General features: G+C 46.5%; 17 protein-coding genes. All 17 read left to right on the top strand.

From position 1 onward, the window contains the following. Positions 1-49: 49 nt before the first annotated feature. Complete coding sequence (locus DXN05_RS01150; RefSeq protein WP_116845378.1) at positions 50-1,771, top strand: tetratricopeptide repeat protein; 1,722 nt, start codon at positions 50-52, stop codon at positions 1,769-1,771. Positions 1,772-1,920: 149 nt separating this feature from the next. After that, positions 1,921-2,322 carry an NADH-quinone oxidoreductase subunit A gene (locus DXN05_RS01145; RefSeq protein WP_116845377.1) on the top strand — a complete coding sequence of 134 codons (402 nt, stop codon included), beginning with the start codon at positions 1,921-1,923 and terminating at the stop codon, positions 2,320-2,322. A 266-nt stretch (positions 2,323-2,588) separates the two neighbouring features. After that, complete coding sequence (locus tag DXN05_RS01140) at positions 2,589-3,179, top strand: NADH-quinone oxidoreductase subunit B (protein WP_116846344.1); 591 nt, start codon at positions 2,589-2,591, stop codon at positions 3,177-3,179. A gap of 14 nt (positions 3,180-3,193) precedes the next feature. After that, a complete protein-coding gene (locus tag DXN05_RS01135; protein ID WP_116845376.1) occupies positions 3,194-3,712 on the top strand; it encodes an NADH-quinone oxidoreductase subunit C in 519 nt (172 codons plus the stop codon). A 63-nt stretch (positions 3,713-3,775) separates the two neighbouring features. Then, positions 3,776-5,005: an NADH-quinone oxidoreductase subunit D gene (locus tag DXN05_RS01130; protein ID WP_116845375.1), complete on the top strand. Its 1,230-nt coding sequence runs from the start codon at positions 3,776-3,778 to the stop codon at positions 5,003-5,005. A gap of 223 nt (positions 5,006-5,228) precedes the next feature. After that, positions 5,229-5,729 carry an NADH-quinone oxidoreductase subunit NuoE family protein gene (locus tag DXN05_RS01125; RefSeq protein ID WP_116845374.1) on the top strand — a complete coding sequence of 167 codons (501 nt, stop codon included), beginning with the start codon at positions 5,229-5,231 and terminating at the stop codon, positions 5,727-5,729. 15 nt (positions 5,730-5,744) lie between these two features. Continuing rightward, positions 5,745-6,149, top strand: a complete 405-nt coding sequence (locus tag DXN05_RS01120; protein WP_116845373.1) for a VOC family protein — start codon at positions 5,745-5,747, stop codon at positions 6,147-6,149. A 107-nt stretch (positions 6,150-6,256) separates the two neighbouring features. Next, positions 6,257-7,609 carry an NADH-quinone oxidoreductase subunit NuoF gene (gene nuoF / locus DXN05_RS01115; protein ID WP_116845372.1) on the top strand — a complete coding sequence of 451 codons (1,353 nt, stop codon included), beginning with the start codon at positions 6,257-6,259 and terminating at the stop codon, positions 7,607-7,609. 51 nt (positions 7,610-7,660) lie between these two features. Then, a complete protein-coding gene (locus DXN05_RS01110) occupies positions 7,661-8,038 on the top strand; it encodes a GxxExxY protein (protein ID WP_116845371.1) in 378 nt (125 codons plus the stop codon). Positions 8,039-8,089: 51 nt separating this feature from the next. Next, positions 8,090-9,208 carry a 2Fe-2S iron-sulfur cluster-binding protein gene (locus tag DXN05_RS01105; RefSeq protein ID WP_116845370.1) on the top strand — a complete coding sequence of 373 codons (1,119 nt, stop codon included), beginning with the start codon at positions 8,090-8,092 and terminating at the stop codon, positions 9,206-9,208. 43 nt (positions 9,209-9,251) lie between these two features. Next, on the top strand, positions 9,252-10,292 hold the full coding sequence (nuoH, locus tag DXN05_RS01100; RefSeq protein WP_116845369.1) for an NADH-quinone oxidoreductase subunit NuoH: 1,041 nt from the start codon (positions 9,252-9,254) through the stop codon (positions 10,290-10,292). A 27-nt stretch (positions 10,293-10,319) separates the two neighbouring features. After that, positions 10,320-10,853 carry an NADH-quinone oxidoreductase subunit NuoI gene (nuoI, locus tag DXN05_RS01095; RefSeq protein ID WP_116845368.1) on the top strand — a complete coding sequence of 178 codons (534 nt, stop codon included), beginning with the start codon at positions 10,320-10,322 and terminating at the stop codon, positions 10,851-10,853. Between the two features lie 40 nt (positions 10,854-10,893). Further along, positions 10,894-11,397, top strand: a complete 504-nt coding sequence (locus tag DXN05_RS01090; RefSeq protein ID WP_116845367.1) for an NADH-quinone oxidoreductase subunit J family protein — start codon at positions 10,894-10,896, stop codon at positions 11,395-11,397. A gap of 49 nt (positions 11,398-11,446) precedes the next feature. Then, positions 11,447-11,782, top strand: a complete 336-nt coding sequence (gene nuoK, locus DXN05_RS01085; RefSeq protein WP_116845366.1) for an NADH-quinone oxidoreductase subunit NuoK — start codon at positions 11,447-11,449, stop codon at positions 11,780-11,782. 64 nt (positions 11,783-11,846) lie between these two features. After that, positions 11,847-13,775: an NADH-quinone oxidoreductase subunit L gene (gene nuoL, locus DXN05_RS01080; protein WP_116845365.1), complete on the top strand. Its 1,929-nt coding sequence runs from the start codon at positions 11,847-11,849 to the stop codon at positions 13,773-13,775. 24 nt (positions 13,776-13,799) lie between these two features. Further along, on the top strand, positions 13,800-15,242 hold the full coding sequence (locus tag DXN05_RS01075; RefSeq protein WP_116845364.1) for a complex I subunit 4 family protein: 1,443 nt from the start codon (positions 13,800-13,802) through the stop codon (positions 15,240-15,242). Positions 15,243-15,259: 17 nt separating this feature from the next. Then, positions 15,260-16,648, top strand: coding sequence for an NADH-quinone oxidoreductase subunit N (locus DXN05_RS01070; RefSeq protein ID WP_116845363.1), 1,389 nt, complete (start codon positions 15,260-15,262; stop codon positions 16,646-16,648). The last annotated feature ends 35 nt before the right edge of the window (positions 16,649-16,683 follow it).

Below are 16,683 nucleotides of genomic sequence, written 5' to 3'. Positions count from 1 at the left end.
GACGTATAATACCGAATAAATCAACTGTAAAAACTGTAAACTGAAGACCATGAAGAAAACAGCTTTAACATTGCTGGCGTTAGCATTTACCTCTGCGATTGCGTTTGCGCAGTCTGTTGATGATGGTATAAAATTCCTGTACTATGAAAAAAACAAGAGTGCAAAGGAAGTGCTGCAGAAACTGGTGAACGACAAACCCAAAGATGCATATGCCATTTACTGGCTGGGGCAGGCATTTATCCAGGATAAAGATTACAATGCTGCCAAGGCATTGTACCAGAAAGCCCTTACCGATGGTGTAAATGATCCGTGGATATGGGTGGGTTCTGGTGAAGTGGAATTGCTCACCGGTGGTGATATCAATTCTGCCAAACAGAAATTTGAGCAGGCAATTACTGCAACAACTGCAACGAAAGGTAAAACCAAAGGTCAGCCTGACCCTGCTATCCTGAATGCCATTGGCCGTGCCAATGCAGCGGGCAGCGGCAAACAGGGTGATCCTGCATACGGTATCGAGAAGCTGAAAAAAGCAGCTGAACTTGATCCTAAAAACCCGGATATCTTCATTAACATGGGTATCCTGTACCTGAAACAAGGTGGTGAAAAAGGCGGTGACGCTGTAGAAGCTTACCGCGAAGCAACCGTGCGTGATCCCAAATATGCAAAAGCATACTACCGCACCGGTTTAATTTACCAGAGCCAGAACAACAAAGAAGCAATGGACAAATGGTTTGGAGATGCCGTAACTGCTGATGCAACTTACGCTCCTGTTTACCTTGCTTACTTTAACTACTACTCTGATAAAGACGTAAACGCAGCAAAAGAGTTTTTGGATAAATATATTGCCAACGCTGATAAAGATTGTGCTACTGATTTCTACATGGCCGATTACCTGTTCCGTGCCGGTAAATACCAGGAATCAATCAACAAAGCGAAAGAAATGGAAGCAGGTGCTTGTAAGGACTACAAACCTATTTCATTGGTTTACGCGATGGACTATGGCCGTGTTGGTGATACTGCCCAGGCTAAAACCTACTGGGATAAATACCTGACATCTGAAGATTCAGCTAAAATTCCCTTGGATGCCTATAAAGGTGCCGGTAACTTCCTGAAACATGTAAAGGGCAGCGAGCAGAACGCGATTACTTACCTGTTGAAAGCACAGGCACTGGATACCGTAAAAGCTAACCAGATGAGCTACTACGACAGCATTGCCAGCGCGTACAAAGCCATGAACATGCCTGCTGAACGTTACGATTACCTGAAAAAAAGTGCAGCAATAAATCCTAAAATGTCTAACGCTGACATCTTTAACCTGGGTACTGCAGCGATGGATGCAAAAGACTATACCGTAGCTGACAGCATGTTTGCTATTTACCGTGAAAAATATCCTGACCAGGCGCTGGGTTATTCACTGGCAGTGAAAAGTGCACAGGCTGCTGACACAACCGGTGCCAAAGCAGTTGGTCCTATCAATGATTACATCACTTTCCTGAGCAAAGACACCGTTAAAAACAAACAGATCATTGGTTACTACCATGCCATTCTGGGCGGTTACTATGCGAATACTGCGAAAGATGTAGACCAGGCGATTGCTGAGTTTGAGAAAGCAGTAGCAATGGATCCTACCAATACACAGTACCCTGCTTACCTGGCACAGCTGCAGAAATTCAAGCAGAAAGCCAACGCGCCTAAAGGCGGTTCAAACGGCGGCGGCAGCAAAGGTTCAAACGGCGGAAGTAAAGCCGGCGGCGGTAAGTCGAGTAAGTAATTACCAATAACACTACAGTTTACAGTATTCTATCTAAGAGCAAAGCAACTGTAAACAACACCTGATAAAGAAAAACTCCCTGATTTATGCAGGGAGTTTTTCTTTTATATACATTAGCGCTTATTTTTGCCACTCAAACAATCCACTACATGCATATCACAGGTTTGTTACTCGATGCGCCCCAGGCCAATACCGCAGCCAATTACCTGCCCATTGCCCTTCAGTTGCTTTTTGCGCTGGGTTTTGTGGCTACGATGATGATTGTAACGCATTTGCTGGGTCCCAAACGTAAAACGGCCGACAAGCTCGCCACCTTTACCAGCGGTATTGAAACGCATGGTAATGCGCGTACGCCGATGGCGATTAAATACTTCCTGGTGGCTATCCTGTTTGTGCTGTTTGATGTGGAGGTAATTTTCTTCTATCCCTATGCGGTTAACTTCAGGGCATTGGGCTGGAGCGGTTTTTACTCAGTACTGATGTTTGTAGGTTTCTTTATCGTGGGCTTTTTCTATATTATTAAGAAAGGTGCCCTGGTTTGGGAAGATTAATGGATCACTATGCTGTCACAAGGCCGTATGTAACACGGCTTCAGTTGATTTTGAAATAATGGAAGGCAGCGGTTGTTACCGCTGCTTTTTTATTGTGTGCAAACGGTATAAACATTTTCAAAATGTTTTGAAAGTTGTTAAAACATTTGATTGAAATTGGTAGTAGTGTCATATTTTTGTCTGCCTTTTGGTAAAGGCATACTAAATTTAACCCGGTACAAACTTCGGTTTCCTGCAGTTTGTTTCATATAGAAAAAGTGAACATTATGCCCCGTCCGGTCCGATTCAACATACACCCCAAGCAAGCTGATATTCATGACAATATCGCTATTGCCGACATGCCTGCCGGCTTACAGGGGGAAGGATATTTCGCCACATCACTGGAAAAAGTTGTTGGTTTAGCACGTAAAAACTCCATTTGGCCGCTGCCATTCGCTACCTCATGCTGTGGTATTGAATTTATGGCGACCATGGGTTCGCATTACGATCTGGCCCGTTTTGGTTCAGAACGTATGGGCTTTACCCCGCGCCAGTGTGATTTGCTGATGGTAATGGGTACCATTGCCAAGAAAATGGCACCGGTACTGCGCCAGGTATACCTGCAGATGGCTGAGCCGCGCTGGGTACTGGCTGTTGGCGCCTGCGCCTCTTCAGGTGGTATATTCGATACTTATTCTGTATTACAGGGAATTGACCAGATTATACCGGTTGACGTGTATGTGCCCGGCTGCCCTCCACGCCCTGAAGCCATTTTGGATGGTGTAATTAAAATACAGGAGCTGGTGCACAACGAAAGCCTGCGCCGCAGAAACAGCGAACATTATAAAAACCTGTTGGGTACCTACGGTATTCAATAAACGGAAATAAACTCATGGCCTTAACAAACGAATACATACAGCAACGGTTACAGGAAAAATTCGGAGAACTGGTTACAGGTGTTGAACAGCCTTACGGCATGTTTACTTTTGAAGTGCCCAAATCGCATAACCTGAAAGTGATGCAGTTTCTGCACGACGATGAAGCACTGGGTTTTCGCTTTTTAACTGATTTAACGGCTGTGCATTATCCTGATGCGCCGGGCCGCGAACTGGCTGTAGTGTACCATCTGCATAACCTCGCAGAAAATGTGCGTATCCGTTTAAAAGTATTCACTGCTGTAACCGAGCCCGACGTGTACACTGCTACGGCACTGTACCAGAGTGCTAACTGGATGGAGCGTGAAACCTATGATTTTTATGGTGTAAACTTCGTTGGGCATCCTAACCTGAAGCGCATATTAAATGTGGATGAAATGGATTATTTCCCGATGCGCAAGGAGTTTCCGCTCGAAGATCAGACACGTATAGATAAAGACGATGACATGTTTGGCCGCGGCGGTCACATCAACTAGTGATGTGCTGCAACAGCCTGTAAATACATTGCCCATTCTCATATTAGCCTATTTCAAAGTAACATGCAAGAGCATCAACATAATATCAAGTTGCCTGATGGATCTATCGAAAGGCAAACCACAACCCTCAATCTCGGGCCTACGCACCCTGCTACACACGGTGTATTCCAGAATATCCTGGAAATGGATGGTGAAAGGGTCGTGTCTGCTGAATCAACCGTAGGTTACATTCACCGCGCTTTTGAAAAACTGGCCGAAAGAAGACCGCTTTACCAGATTACCCCGCTTACCGACCGTCTCAACTATTGTTCAAGCCCCATCAACAACATGGGCTGGCATATGACCTGTGAGAAATTACTGGGTGTGGTTACGCCTAAAAGGGTTGACTACATGCGTGTGATTATCATGGAGCTGGCGCGTATTGCGGATCACGTGATCTGTAACTCGGTAATTGGCGTGGATGCCGGCGCATTGTCGGTGTTTTTGTATGTGATGCAATACCGTGAACGCATCTATGAAATTTATGAAGAGATCTGCGGCTCACGTTTAACAACCAATATTGGCAGAATCGGTGGTTTTGAAAGAAACTTTACACCTGCTGCCTGGAGCAAACTCGAATCGTTCCTCGATGAGTTTCCCAAAGTGATGAAAGAATTTGAAAACCTGCTGAAACGCAACCGCATTTTCGTAGAGCGTTGTGTGGGTGCGGGTCCTATCAGTGCTGAAAGGGCATTGAACTACGGCTTTACTGGTCCTAACCTGCGTGCTGCCGGTGTAGATTATGATGTGCGTGTGCATACGCCCTACAGCAGCTATGAAGATTTCGACTTCAAAATTCCCGTTGGTACTACCGGTGATGTATACGACCGCTGGCTGGTGCGCAACGAAGAAATATGGGAATCGCTGAGCATTGTGCGCCAGGCGTACGAGAAAATACAACAATTCAAAGGTGAGGAAGCTGAAGTGTTTCACGCCAATGTTCCCGAATATTACCTGCCTAAAAAGCAAGATGTGTACACCAAAATGGAAGCGCTGATATGGCACTTTAAAATCATTATGGGTGAAACGGCTATCCCGGCGGGTGAGGTATATCATTCAGTAGAAGGCGGCAATGGTGAGCTGGGCTTTTATATGATTAGTGACGGCGGCCGTTCGCCTTACCGTTTGCATTTCAGACGCCCCTGCTTTATCTATTACCAGGCTTATCCCGAGCTGGTAAAAGATTCAATGCTGGCTGATGCGGTGCTGGTACTGAGCAGCCTGAACCTGATTGCAGGTGAAATGGACGCTTAGTTAATGTGGTAATTTGAAGATTTGAAAATTAGCTGCCGGAGCGTAGGTTTTAAACACAAAGGACACGGAGGAGGCAGACACTGAGGGCACAGAGGATTTAGCGAAGTTTTCGGGTTTTCATAATACCAGGATATAAGGAAGAGCAAATGCAATTTGAAAATAAGTAAATAAGGGTCTGGGTTTTCTATTTACACATTTTCAAATTCCCAAATTTTCAAATTATATGGTGAAGTTTTCAGACGATAAAATCAACAAGGTAAACGAAATCATTGCCCGCTACCCGGAAGGGAAGCAGAAAAGTGCTTTGTTGCCTTTGCTGCACCTGGCCCAGGAAGAATTTGGTAACTGGTTAGATGTGCCTGTGATGGATTATGTGGCAGAGCTGTTACAGATAACGCCGATTGAAGTGTACGAGGTGGCCACATTTTACAGCATGTACAACCTGAAACCGGTTGGTAAATATATGTTCGAGGTTTGCCAGACTGGTCCGTGTATGTTGCGCGGCAGCGATGATATCATTGCTTACATTGGTACCAAGCTGGGTATTAAACCCGGTGAAACCACGGCTGATGGTATGTTTACGCTGAAAACGGTAGAGTGCCTGGGCGCCTGCGGTTATGCACCTATGATGCAGCTGGGCAAACATTTCAGGGAGCACCTGACGAAAGAGAAGGTTGACCAGCTGATTGAAGAGTGCAGAAGCAAAGCTGCGCAGAACAACTAAAAATTGTTGCTGTATATGAAACTTACTCCTTATCTGCATTTTGCCGGCAATGCCGAAGAAGCGCTGAACTTTTATAAAGAGGCGCTGGGTGGCGAGATCATTGCCTTACAGCGTTACGGCGATTCTCCCATGCCTGTGGATGAGGATTACAAGCAGAAAGTAATACATGCAAGGCTCACATTCGGTGATAACATGATCATGGTATCGGATGTGTTTAAAGGTCAGCCGGTTTCAACTGAAGGTAATATCCAGCTATCCGTAGAAGTGCCCGACCGCAACCAGATGGAAACCGTTTTTACTAAAATGGCGGCAGGCGGCAAAGTAGTAATGCCTTTGCAGGATCAGTTCTGGGGCGCGTATTTCGGGATGCTGCAAGACCCATTCGGGGTAAGCTGGATGTTTAACTGTGAACAAAAATAAATGCGGTAAAACCGCTGCGAACAATACACCAGGCTGTTGTTACCTGCGGGTAATAACTTCAAATAAGGCAGGCAGTTAAATACTGCAGCCTATAAAGCTCAGATGATATGGGAGTAAAACTTTTGTTAGATAAAGCACATGTTGAAGGTATCCGTTATTTTGATGTGTACCGTCGCGAAGGCGGCTACCGCAGTGTTGAAAAAGCACTGAAAGAAATGACGCCCGATACCATTGTGGAAGAGGTGAAGAAAAGCGGCCTGCGTGGCCGTGGCGGCGCCGGTTTCCCTACCGGTATGAAATGGAGTTTTATTGCCAAACCGGAAGGTGTTCCCCGTCACCTGGTATGTAATGCCGACGAAAGCGAGCCGGGTACATTTAAAGACAGGTACCTGATGGAGTTTTTGCCTCACCTGCTGATTGAGGGGCTGATTGTATCTTCTTTTGCATTAGGCTCAAACGCAACATATATTTATATCCGTGGCGAGTACGCATGGATACCCGATATCCTGGAACAGGCCATTGAAGAAGCAAGGGCCAATGGCTTCCTTGGTAAAAACATCCTGGGTACAGGGTTCGATTGTGAAATATATGTACACCGGGGTGCCGGCGCATATATCTGCGGTGAAGAAACTGCGCTGATTGAAAGCCTGGAAGGCAAACGTGGTAACCCACGTATTAAACCGCCGTTCCCGGCTATTAAAGGTGCATGGGACAGGCCAACAGTGGTAAACAACGTAGAAACCCTGGCTGCCGTAGTGCCGATCATTAACATGGGCGGTGAAGAATATGCCAAGATCGGCGTAGGTAAATCAACCGGTACCAAGTTGATTTCTGCATGCGGTAATATCAACAAACCCGGCGTGTATGAAATTGACATGACGATTTCTGTAGAGGAGTTTATTTATTCAGACGAATATTGTGGCGGTATCCCTAACGGGAAACGCCTGAAAGCCTGTATCCCGGGCGGATCATCTGTTCCCATTCTGCCAGCCAACCTGCTGCTGAAAACAGCCAAAGGCGAAACCCGTTATATGAACTACGAAAGTTTGAGCGACGGTGGTTTTGCAACAGGATCTATGATGGGTAGCGGCGGTTTTATTGTGCTGGACGAAGACCAGTGCGTGGTGCGCAACACTTATACACTGGCGCGTTTTTACCGTCATGAAAGCTGCGGCCAGTGCTCGCCCTGCCGTGAAGGAACCGGCTGGATGGAGAAAATATTGAAAGCAATTGATACCGGTAAAGGTAAAATGAGCGATATAGACCTGTTATGGGATATCCAGCGCCGCATTGAGGGCAATACCATTTGTCCGCTCGGTGATGCTGCTGCATGGCCTGTAGCTGCTGCCATCCGCCATTTCAGGGATGAGTTTGAATGGCATGTACTGAACCCTGAAGAAAGCCAGCGCCGCAATTACGGTTTGGCGCATTATGCAGATGCGAGGGAAGTGGTGGCGTAAAAGGTTTCACGCAAGGAGCGCTAAGGGGCAAAGGCGCAAGGACGAAGAACTATGACTGAAAACGAAATATCAAGAGTAGTTTTTGATTTGTGTTTGAAGATTCATAAGCGTTATGGGCCTGGTTTATTTGAAAGTGTATATGAAGAAGTGCTGTGTTTTGAGTTGATTAAAACGGGCATTGATTTTAGCCGGCAACAGGCAGTACCCCTGATACATGAAGACATTAAGATGGAGATTGGATTCAGGGCTGATGTTGTTGTTGAAAATAAAGTGATACTGGAGTTAAAATCAATTGAGGCTTTAGCTGATTTGCATCACAAGCAATTACTAACCTATCTGAAACTCACCAACCTTAAATTAGGGATGTTGATTAATTTCAATGTGCCTCTTATGAAGGATGGCATTCACCGTATTGCTAACAATTTATAAAATTCTTTGCGGCCTTGCTGCTTTGCGGGCTTTGCGAGAAACGAAATATTTATGTCAGAGCAACAATTGTTTAAAGTAACCATCGATAACATCACCATTGAGGTGGCGCCGGGAACGAGTATCCTGGAAGCTGCACGTAAAATTGGTGGAGATGTGGCGCCTCCGGCCATGTGCTTTTACAGCAAACTGAAAGGCAGCGGCGGTAAATGCCGTACCTGCCTGGTGGAGGTGAGCAAAGGTTCTGAAAAAGATCCTCGCCCCATGCCCAAGCTGGTAGCCAGCTGCCGCACCACTGTAATGGATGGTATGGAAGTGAAAAATATTACCAGCGAACGTGTGGTTGACGCACGCGCCGGTGTAGTGGAAATGCTGCTGATTAACCACCCGCTCGATTGCCCCATTTGCGACCAGGCCGGCGAATGCCACCTGCAGGATCTGAGCTATGAGCATGGCAGGGAAGGCACCCGCTACGAATTTCAACGCCGCACTTTTGAAAAGCACGACCTGGGTGAATATATACAGCTGCACATGACACGCTGTATTCTTTGCTACCGTTGCGTATTTACAGCCGATCAGCTTACCAACAAACGCGAGCACGGTATACTGAGCCGCGGCGATCATGCAGAAATTGCTACCTACATCGAAAAATCACTGGATAATGATTTTATCGGTAACGTAATTGATGTTTGCCCGGTAGGTGCTTTGACTGACAGAACTTTCCGTTTCAAAAACCGCGTATGGTTTCTGAAACCGGTTGACGCACACCGCGACTGCCCAACCTGCAGTGGCCAGGTTACCCTGTGGTACCGCGGCGATGAGGTGTTCCGCGTTACCGCCCGCAAAGATGAGTGGGGTGAAGTGGAAAGCCTGCCAGACGGTACAACTGCCTGGATTTGCAATACCTGCCGGTTTGATAAAAAACATACCGGCGACTGGGTTATTGAAGGCCCGAGGAAAATCAGCCGTCATTCCGTTATTTCGCAGGGCCATTATGTGGGCATGCACAAACCGGAAGAAACCATTGAAAAGGTATTACACGGCCGCAAGCCAAGGTTAATGATGGATATTCACAGCGTTAGCCAGGTGAACCAGCCGAACATAGACCTGAGCCAGATTGAAGGTCCGGCTCATTCAGATGACTTTAATCCGGCCTTGCCTAAGAAAGACTAAGCCTATTTATTGACGATAAAAGTCCCGCCACGGGATTATTTGTATGACATTACTAGCACTTGACTGGTTTTTACTGATAGAGAAACTGATACTGATTGCGATTGTAATTACCGCTTCGCTGGTGATTGCGATGTACGCTACCTATGCCGAGCGTAAGGTGGCCGCGGTAATGCAAGACCGTATTGGTCCCAACAGGGCCGGTCCGTTTGGTTTGCTGCAACCCCTGGCAGATGGTCTCAAACTGTTTTTCAAGGAAGAAATTATCCCCGACAGCTCTAACAGGTTCCTGTTTATTTTAGGTCCCTGTTTGGCGATGTTAACCGCCATGATGACCTGTGCCGTAGTACCCTGGGGCAGTTCGGTAGAAATAGCCGGCCGTACCATTCAGTTGCAGATTGCCGATATCAACATTGGAATCCTGTATGTATTTGGTGTGGTGAGCCTGGGTGTTTACGGTATCATGATCGGTGGCTGGGCCAGTAATAATAAGTTCTCGCTGATGGCTGCCTTGCGTGGTGCATCGCAGGTAATCAGCTATGAGCTGGCCATGGGTATTTCACTGATTGCCCTGCTGATGCTGACCGGTTCGCTGAGCATCAAAACCATCGTTGAGCAGCAGGTAGGTCATGTATGGAACATTGTTTACCAGCCGGTGGGCTTCCTGATATTCTTTGTGTGTGCGATGGCAGAATGTAACCGCGCACCATTCGATTTGCCCGAGGCAGAGAGCGAGCTGAACATGGGATACCACCAGGAGTACTCATCCATGAAACTGGGTTTTTACCTGTTCTCCGAGTACATCAACATGTTTATCAGCAGTGCCATTATGGCCAGCCTGTATTTTGGCGGTTATGATGTGCCATTCCTGGGACACGCGCACCTGGCGCCCAACCTGCTGGCGATCATTGGTGTGGTGGCTTTCCTGGTTAAAATTTTCATTTTCATATTTGTATTCATGTGGATCAGGTGGACCTTGCCCCGTTTCCGTTACGACCAGCTGATGAACCTTGGCTGGAAGGCATTGATTCCGCTGGCGCTGGCAAATATGTTGGTTACTGCCGTGGTGATATTGCTGAGAGGCTAATACTGCGGATTTAATAAAAGAATTATCATGCAAAATTTAACTCATAGATCAAAAGACGTTGACCGCAGGCCGTTGAGCTTATGGGAGAAAATGTACATTCCTTCTGTTGCAAAAGGTATGTCTATCACCTTCGGTCATATGTTCAAGAAAGTGCCTACCATCCGATATCCTGAAGAAACCAGGCCATTCAGCCCGGTGTTCAGGGGATTGCATGTACTGAACCGTGATGAGGAAGGCCGTGAGCGTTGCACAGCGTGCGGATTGTGTGCAGTTGCCTGCCCTGCAGAAGCCATTACCATGGAAGCGGCAGAGCGTAAAGCCGGTGAAGAGAACCTGTACCGTGAAGAAAAATATGCTGCACGTTATGAAATAAACATGCTGCGTTGTATCTTCTGCGGATTGTGTGAAGAAGCTTGTCCGAAAGACGCTATTTACCTGAGTGAAACATTTGCGCCATCGAACTATGCGCGCAAAGGATTTATATACGGCAAGGAAGATCTGCTCATCCCTGATCCCAAAACACAGGCATCTGACCTGGCTGCTGCAAAAGGTCAGGAATAATAACAGACGCACAATACGTAATCACACACTGTTTTAAACAATGGGTATAACAACAATTTTATTCTGGTTTTTAAGTGCACTGGCACTTCTGAGCGCCATTATGGTGCTGGCAAGCAAAAACCCCATACACAGCATCCTGTGGCTTATTGCTGTATTCTTTGCCATTTCAGGGCATTATATTCTGTTAAATGCGCAGTTCCTGGCCATTGTGAACCTGATTGTATATGCAGGGGCCATCATGGTATTGTTCCTGTTTGTGATTATGCTCATGAACCTGAACAGCCATACGGAACCGCAGAAAAATATCTGGATGAAACTGGCCGGTGTTATCTCCGGCGGTATTTTATTCACCATTCTTATTTCCGTGATCCGTTCTTCTGCTGATATGGTTAACAGAACCGCACAGCTGAAAGAGGGTAATATCGGTTTAATCAATACGCTGGGTAAAGTATTGTTCAGCGATTATGTTATTCCGTTTGAAATAAGCAGTGTGCTTTTCCTGAGTGCCATGGTTGGTGCCGTGGTAATCGGTAAAAAGAATTAGTAGGAACAGAATTTTATAAACATAAATAGCCCGTTCAGGGGTGCAACATATGCCCATTCAATATTATATCGCGTTAGCGGCCTGTTTGTTCTGCATTGGTATTATCGGTGTGCTTACGCGCCGCAATGCCATCATCATTTTTATGTGCATTGAACTGATGCTGAATGCAACCAACCTGTTGCTGGTGGCATTCTCCAAAATGTATCATGGACCTGCCTTTGCAGCTGATGCAACCAGCACAGCAGGCATAGACGGGCAACTGTTCGTATTCTTCATTATGGTGGTAGCAGCAGCCGAAGTAAGTGTGGGCCTGGCTATTATTGTAATGATGTACAGGAACGTTCACTCGGTTGACATTAACTTCCTGAACAGGTTAAAAAACTAACCGGGCTAATTCCGGCAACAGCAGTTCATTATAAAATTTTAAAAGCCCTTTCGGGTATCGGTGCATGAATAACTTAGTTTACTTAATACCGTTCTTTCCGTTGCTTGGTTTTTTAATCAATGGTTTGTTCCGCAAATCGTTGAATAAACCCCTGATCGGCATTATAGGCAGCGGTTCAATTCTCGCTTCTTTCGTTGTGAGCCTGTTACTGTTTTTCCAGGTGAAAAGCAATGGCGCATTACCCGTGCAGCCACTGTTCTCGTTCATTGACGTGGAATCGTTTAAAATTGCGTTTGCTTTCCAGGTAGACCAGTTATCTTCCCTGTTCCTGCTCATCATTACCGGTATCGGCTTTCTCATTCACCTGTACTCCACTTCGTACATGCACGATGAGCCTGCCGAACATTTTGGCCGGTACTTCGCTTACCTGAACCTGTTCGTGTTTTCGATGCTGCTGCTGGTGCTGGGCGCCAACTATGTTATTATGTTTATCGGCTGGGAAGGTGTGGGACTTTGTTCTTACCTGCTCATCGGCTTCTGGTTTAAAAACAACAATTATAACTACGCCGCCAAAAAGGCTTTCGTGATGAACCGTATCGGTGATCTCGGCTTTTTGCTGGCTGTGTTCTGGATACTGGCCAAACTGGGCACGGTAGAATACTACGAAGTATTTGCACAAACTGCCAAACTCAGCAATGCCGATATCTTTGGCATCACCATATTGCTGTTTATTGGTGCTACGGGTAAAAGCGCGCAGATTCCTTTGTATACCTGGTTGCCTGATGCGATGGCGGGTCCAACACCTGTATCTGCACTGATTCATGCTGCAACCATGGTTACCGCAGGTATTTACATGATTGCCCGCAGCAATATTTTATACACGATGGCGCCTGTAACACAGGTTATCATCGCGGTAATTGGCCTGGCTACCGCGGTGTTTGCTGCAACGATTGCTTTAAAACAAAACGATATTAAAAAAGTACTGGCTTATTCAACCGTAAGTCAGCTGGGTTATATGTTCCTGGGTTTGGGCGTGGGTGCCTATACCGGTGCCGTGTTTCATGTTATGACGCACGCATTCTTCAAAGCCCTGTTGTTCCTGGGCGCAGGATCGGTAATTCATGCCATGGGCGGCGAACAGGATATCCGCAAAATGGGTGGCCTGGCTAAAAAAATGCCGCAGACCAACTGGACATTCCTGGTAGCCTGTTTTGCCATTGCAGGTGTGCCGCCATTGTCGGGCTTCTTTTCCAAAGACGAAATTCTGGCAGCTGCGTTTGAAAAAAACAGCCTGCTGTATTATATCGGCGTAGCCGGTGCATTGATGACTGCATTTTATATGTTTCGGTTATACGCCATGACCTTCCTTGGCCAGTTCAGGGGAACACATGAGCAGGAGCATCACCTGCATGAAAGTCCGGCTGCAATGACCATACCGCTGATTGTGCTGGCGATACTGGCTGCCGTTGGTGGTTTAATCGGTATTCCCGAAGCCATTCTGCCGAATGCACACAAACTGGAAGCATTCCTGGAGCCGGTATTTGAACAATCTACCAGGTATGTACACGAAGCACATACTGTATCACACAGCACCGAGCTGATGCTGATGGGTGTGGTAACTGTGATCATCATTGGTGTAATCGTTGCGGCATGGCGCAAATTCAGCAAATACCAGTACAGTGATGCTGAAGAAACAGGCCTGGGCAAAGTGCTGGAAAACAAATGGTATGTTGATGAAATATACGATGCCGTTATTGTAAACCCGTTGCTGAAACTGGCCGGTTTCCTGAAAAACGTGGTGGAAAAATCGGGTATCGACGGTATTGTAAACGGCGTAGGCAGGTTTGTTGGTTACAGCGCGCGCCAGCTGCGTTTGCTGCAGAGCGGGCAGGTGGGCAACTACATCCTGTTCATGGTATTGAGCCTGGTGGTGCTGTTCCTGGTATTCTGGAACGAAACCATCATCTCTGAATTTTTAAAGAAAATATTTTAAACAGGCCGAAGGAAAACTACTGATATGATTCCTGTTCTATTGATATTAATACCCATTGTGGCCGGACTGGTCAGCTTTTTTCTGAAAAATGAAAAAGCAGCCAAAGGCTGGTCTGTTATTGCATCGCTGGTAACGCTGGCTGTATCGCTGGCAGGTGTTTACGAACAAAATGCGGCTGCATTGCATGCAGATGCTGCATGGTTGCCTACACTGGGCAGCCGTTTTACCCTGCACCTTGATGGTATGGCAAAAATGCTCACCCTGCTTACCGGTATCTCCATGCCGCTGGTGGTGGTATCTACCATTAAAAACGATTACAGGAACGCCGGTAATTTTTACGGTCTGCTGTTGTGGCTGCAGGCTGGTTTAATGGGTGTGTTTGTATCTGCAGACTGCCTGTTGTTTTACTTCTTCTGGGAGCTGGCGCTGATTCCTGCTTACTTCCTGTGTTCTGGCTGGGGCGGCGAAAAAAGAATACCAGTTACCTTCAAATTCTTTGTATACACCTTCCTCGGTTCACTGCTGATGCTGGTGGGTATACTGTTCCTGTATTTTAAAACACCTGATCATTCATTTGCAATCGCTTCTTTTTATAAACTCAACCTTACACCGGCAGAACAAAGCTTTGGTTTCTGGTTGTTCTTTATTGCTTTTGCCATCAAAATGCCGGTATTCCCTTTCCATACCTGGCAGCCTGATACTTACGAGCAATCGCCCACAGCAGTAACCATGCTGCTGAGCGGTGTAATGGTAAAAATGGGCTTGTACGGTGTAATACGCTGGATTCTGCCTGTGTTCCCTGCTGCGGTAGTGCGCTTTGACCACATTGTGATTATCCTTTGCGTAATTGGTATACTGTACGCTTCACTGATTGCAATTAAACAAGACGATATTAAACGCCTGGTTGCCTATTCATCCATTGCCCACATCGGGTTAATGTGCGCTGCTATTTTCTCGAGCCAGCAGGTAGGCATGCAGGGTGTAATGGTACAGATGTTCAACCACGGTGTAAACGTAATTGGTTTGTGGATTGTGGTTGATGCCATTGAACAAAACCAGGGCACACGCAAGTTCAGCGAACTGGGCGGACTGGCGCAGAAAGCGCCCGGACTGGCCATACTGTTTGTGATTATGGCCTTTGCCAATATTGCGCTGCCGCTGACCAATGCCTTTGTAGGTGAGTTTATGATGTTTAACGGCCTGTTCCGCTACAATGGCTGGATGGCAGGTATTGCAGGCATCAGCATTATACTTGCCGCGGTGTATACACTGGGTATGGTGCAGAAAATATTTTACGGCAACACGGTTGCTGCAACAGAAAATGCGGTTGACAGCGATTTCAGTGTTAAGCTGATGCTGGCCATACTGGTAGTGGTAATTGTTGTACTGGGCGTGTATCCACAGCCCATGCTGCAACTCACCAACGATACCGTGCACTCTGTATTAACTAAAATTCATTCGTTTTAAAAAGCATTGCAGGTAATATGAACGCAATCATACTCTCGGCTGTTTTAGGTGTTGTAATGATGTTTAGCAGCGTTTTCGTGAAAAATAAAAGCGCGCTGAAACACATAGCTGCGGCAGGTTTGCTTGTTTTGCTGATAGCGAACATTGCAGATACCTATGGATGTTCCCTGTTTAAAATTGACCTGCACAACATGCTGCGCTTCGACAAGTTCGGCCTGTTCTTTAATACCATCGGTATTGGCGCCACGCTTATTTATGTGGTACTCAGCGGCCGCGATATTGAAAAAAGCGGCAACTATGTAGCTGAATATTTCGCGCTGATCTTTTTTGTACTGTGCGGTTTAACCCTGCTTACCAGCTTCGGCAACCTGCTGATGCTGTTTATCGGTATCGAAATCCTGTCTATACCGCTGTACATTTTAACAGGAAGCGACAAACGCAACCTGAAAAGCAATGAAGCTGCCATCAAATATTTCCTGATGGGCTCCTTCTCAACCGGTATTATGCTCATGGGTATTGCACTGATTTACGGCGGTACAGGCTCTTTTCAGCTGGAAGTAGTACGCAGCGTGTTCGCTTCCTACAAAGGCGTATCGTTCCTGGAAATTGCCGGTCTACTGTTTTTACTGGTGGCCATGGCCTTTAAAGTATCCGCTGCTCCTTTCCATTTCTGGACACCCGATGTGTACGATGGTGCCCCCAGCGTATTCACTTCCTTTATGGCAACCGTTGTAAAAGCGGCGGCTTTCGTTGCCTTTATCCGCCTGTTCGATGCAAGGGTTACAGAAACATCTGCTGCGGTTGACTGGAAAATGCTGTTCTCTATCCTTATCATATCAACCCTGCTCATTGGCAATATCACCGCGGTTTTCCAGCAGAGTGTAAAACGCATGCTGGCTTACTCCAGTATTGCGCAGGCAGGTTTTATGCTGTTTGCCTTATTCAGCCTGAACGATATGGCCAAAGAAGGTTTACTGTTATATGCAGCAGCCTACAGCCTGGCTACCATTGGTATTTTCGCCATTCTCATCAAAATGAAAGATGTAAGCTTTGAGGGATACAACGGGCTGGCAAAAACACAGCCACTGCTGGCTGCCACCAATACTATTTTCCTGTTATCGCTGGCAGGCATCCCGCTTACAGCCGGTTTCTTTGCAAAATACTATATGCTGGCATCGGTTATCAAAACAGGTTCTTATACCTGGCTGGTAATTTTTGCCGTACTGTTTGCTGCGGTGAGTGCGTACTATTATTTCCGTGTAATACAGGCCATGTACTTCAAAAACGGTGAGGCACAAACGGATACCATTACCCCTGGTTTTAAAGCAGGAATGGTGATAGTTGCTGCGATCATTGTTATTGTGGGTATACTGCCGCAAACCATACTTAACTGGTTCTATTTCTAACATGCCGTTACCGGCGTTGTGTATAACAAAAGGTT

It is taken from the genome of Deminuibacter soli, assembly GCF_003412455.1.
Taxonomy (GTDB): Bacteria; Bacteroidota; Bacteroidia; order Chitinophagales; family Chitinophagaceae; genus Deminuibacter; species Deminuibacter soli.
This window is presented reverse-complemented; position numbering and strand designations above follow the sequence as displayed.

Coding starts and splice junctions, on each gene's coding strand:
- DXN05_RS01125 (WP_116845374.1), top strand. CDS start 5,229: ATGGTGAAGTTTTCAGACGATAAAATCAACAAGGTAAACGAAATCATT.
- nuoK (WP_116845366.1), top strand. CDS start 11,447: ATGCCCATTCAATATTATATCGCGTTAGCGGCCTGTTTGTTCTGCATT.
- DXN05_RS01135 (WP_116845376.1), top strand. CDS start 3,194: ATGGCCTTAACAAACGAATACATACAGCAACGGTTACAGGAAAAATTC.
- DXN05_RS01150 (WP_116845378.1), top strand. CDS start 50: ATGAAGAAAACAGCTTTAACATTGCTGGCGTTAGCATTTACCTCTGCG.
- DXN05_RS01090 (WP_116845367.1), top strand. CDS start 10,894: ATGGGTATAACAACAATTTTATTCTGGTTTTTAAGTGCACTGGCACTT.
- DXN05_RS01110 (WP_116845371.1), top strand. CDS start 7,661: ATGACTGAAAACGAAATATCAAGAGTAGTTTTTGATTTGTGTTTGAAG.
- nuoF (WP_116845372.1), top strand. CDS start 6,257: ATGGGAGTAAAACTTTTGTTAGATAAAGCACATGTTGAAGGTATCCGT.
- nuoI (WP_116845368.1), top strand. CDS start 10,320: ATGCAAAATTTAACTCATAGATCAAAAGACGTTGACCGCAGGCCGTTG.
- DXN05_RS01070 (WP_116845363.1), top strand. CDS start 15,260: ATGAACGCAATCATACTCTCGGCTGTTTTAGGTGTTGTAATGATGTTT.
- DXN05_RS01075 (WP_116845364.1), top strand. CDS start 13,800: ATGATTCCTGTTCTATTGATATTAATACCCATTGTGGCCGGACTGGTC.
- DXN05_RS01140 (WP_116846344.1), top strand. CDS start 2,589: ATGCCCCGTCCGGTCCGATTCAACATACACCCCAAGCAAGCTGATATT.
- DXN05_RS01130 (WP_116845375.1), top strand. CDS start 3,776: ATGCAAGAGCATCAACATAATATCAAGTTGCCTGATGGATCTATCGAA.
- DXN05_RS01105 (WP_116845370.1), top strand. CDS start 8,090: ATGTCAGAGCAACAATTGTTTAAAGTAACCATCGATAACATCACCATT.
- nuoL (WP_116845365.1), top strand. CDS start 11,847: ATGAATAACTTAGTTTACTTAATACCGTTCTTTCCGTTGCTTGGTTTT.
- nuoH (WP_116845369.1), top strand. CDS start 9,252: ATGACATTACTAGCACTTGACTGGTTTTTACTGATAGAGAAACTGATA.
- DXN05_RS01120 (WP_116845373.1), top strand. CDS start 5,745: ATGAAACTTACTCCTTATCTGCATTTTGCCGGCAATGCCGAAGAAGCG.
- DXN05_RS01145 (WP_116845377.1), top strand. CDS start 1,921: ATGCATATCACAGGTTTGTTACTCGATGCGCCCCAGGCCAATACCGCA.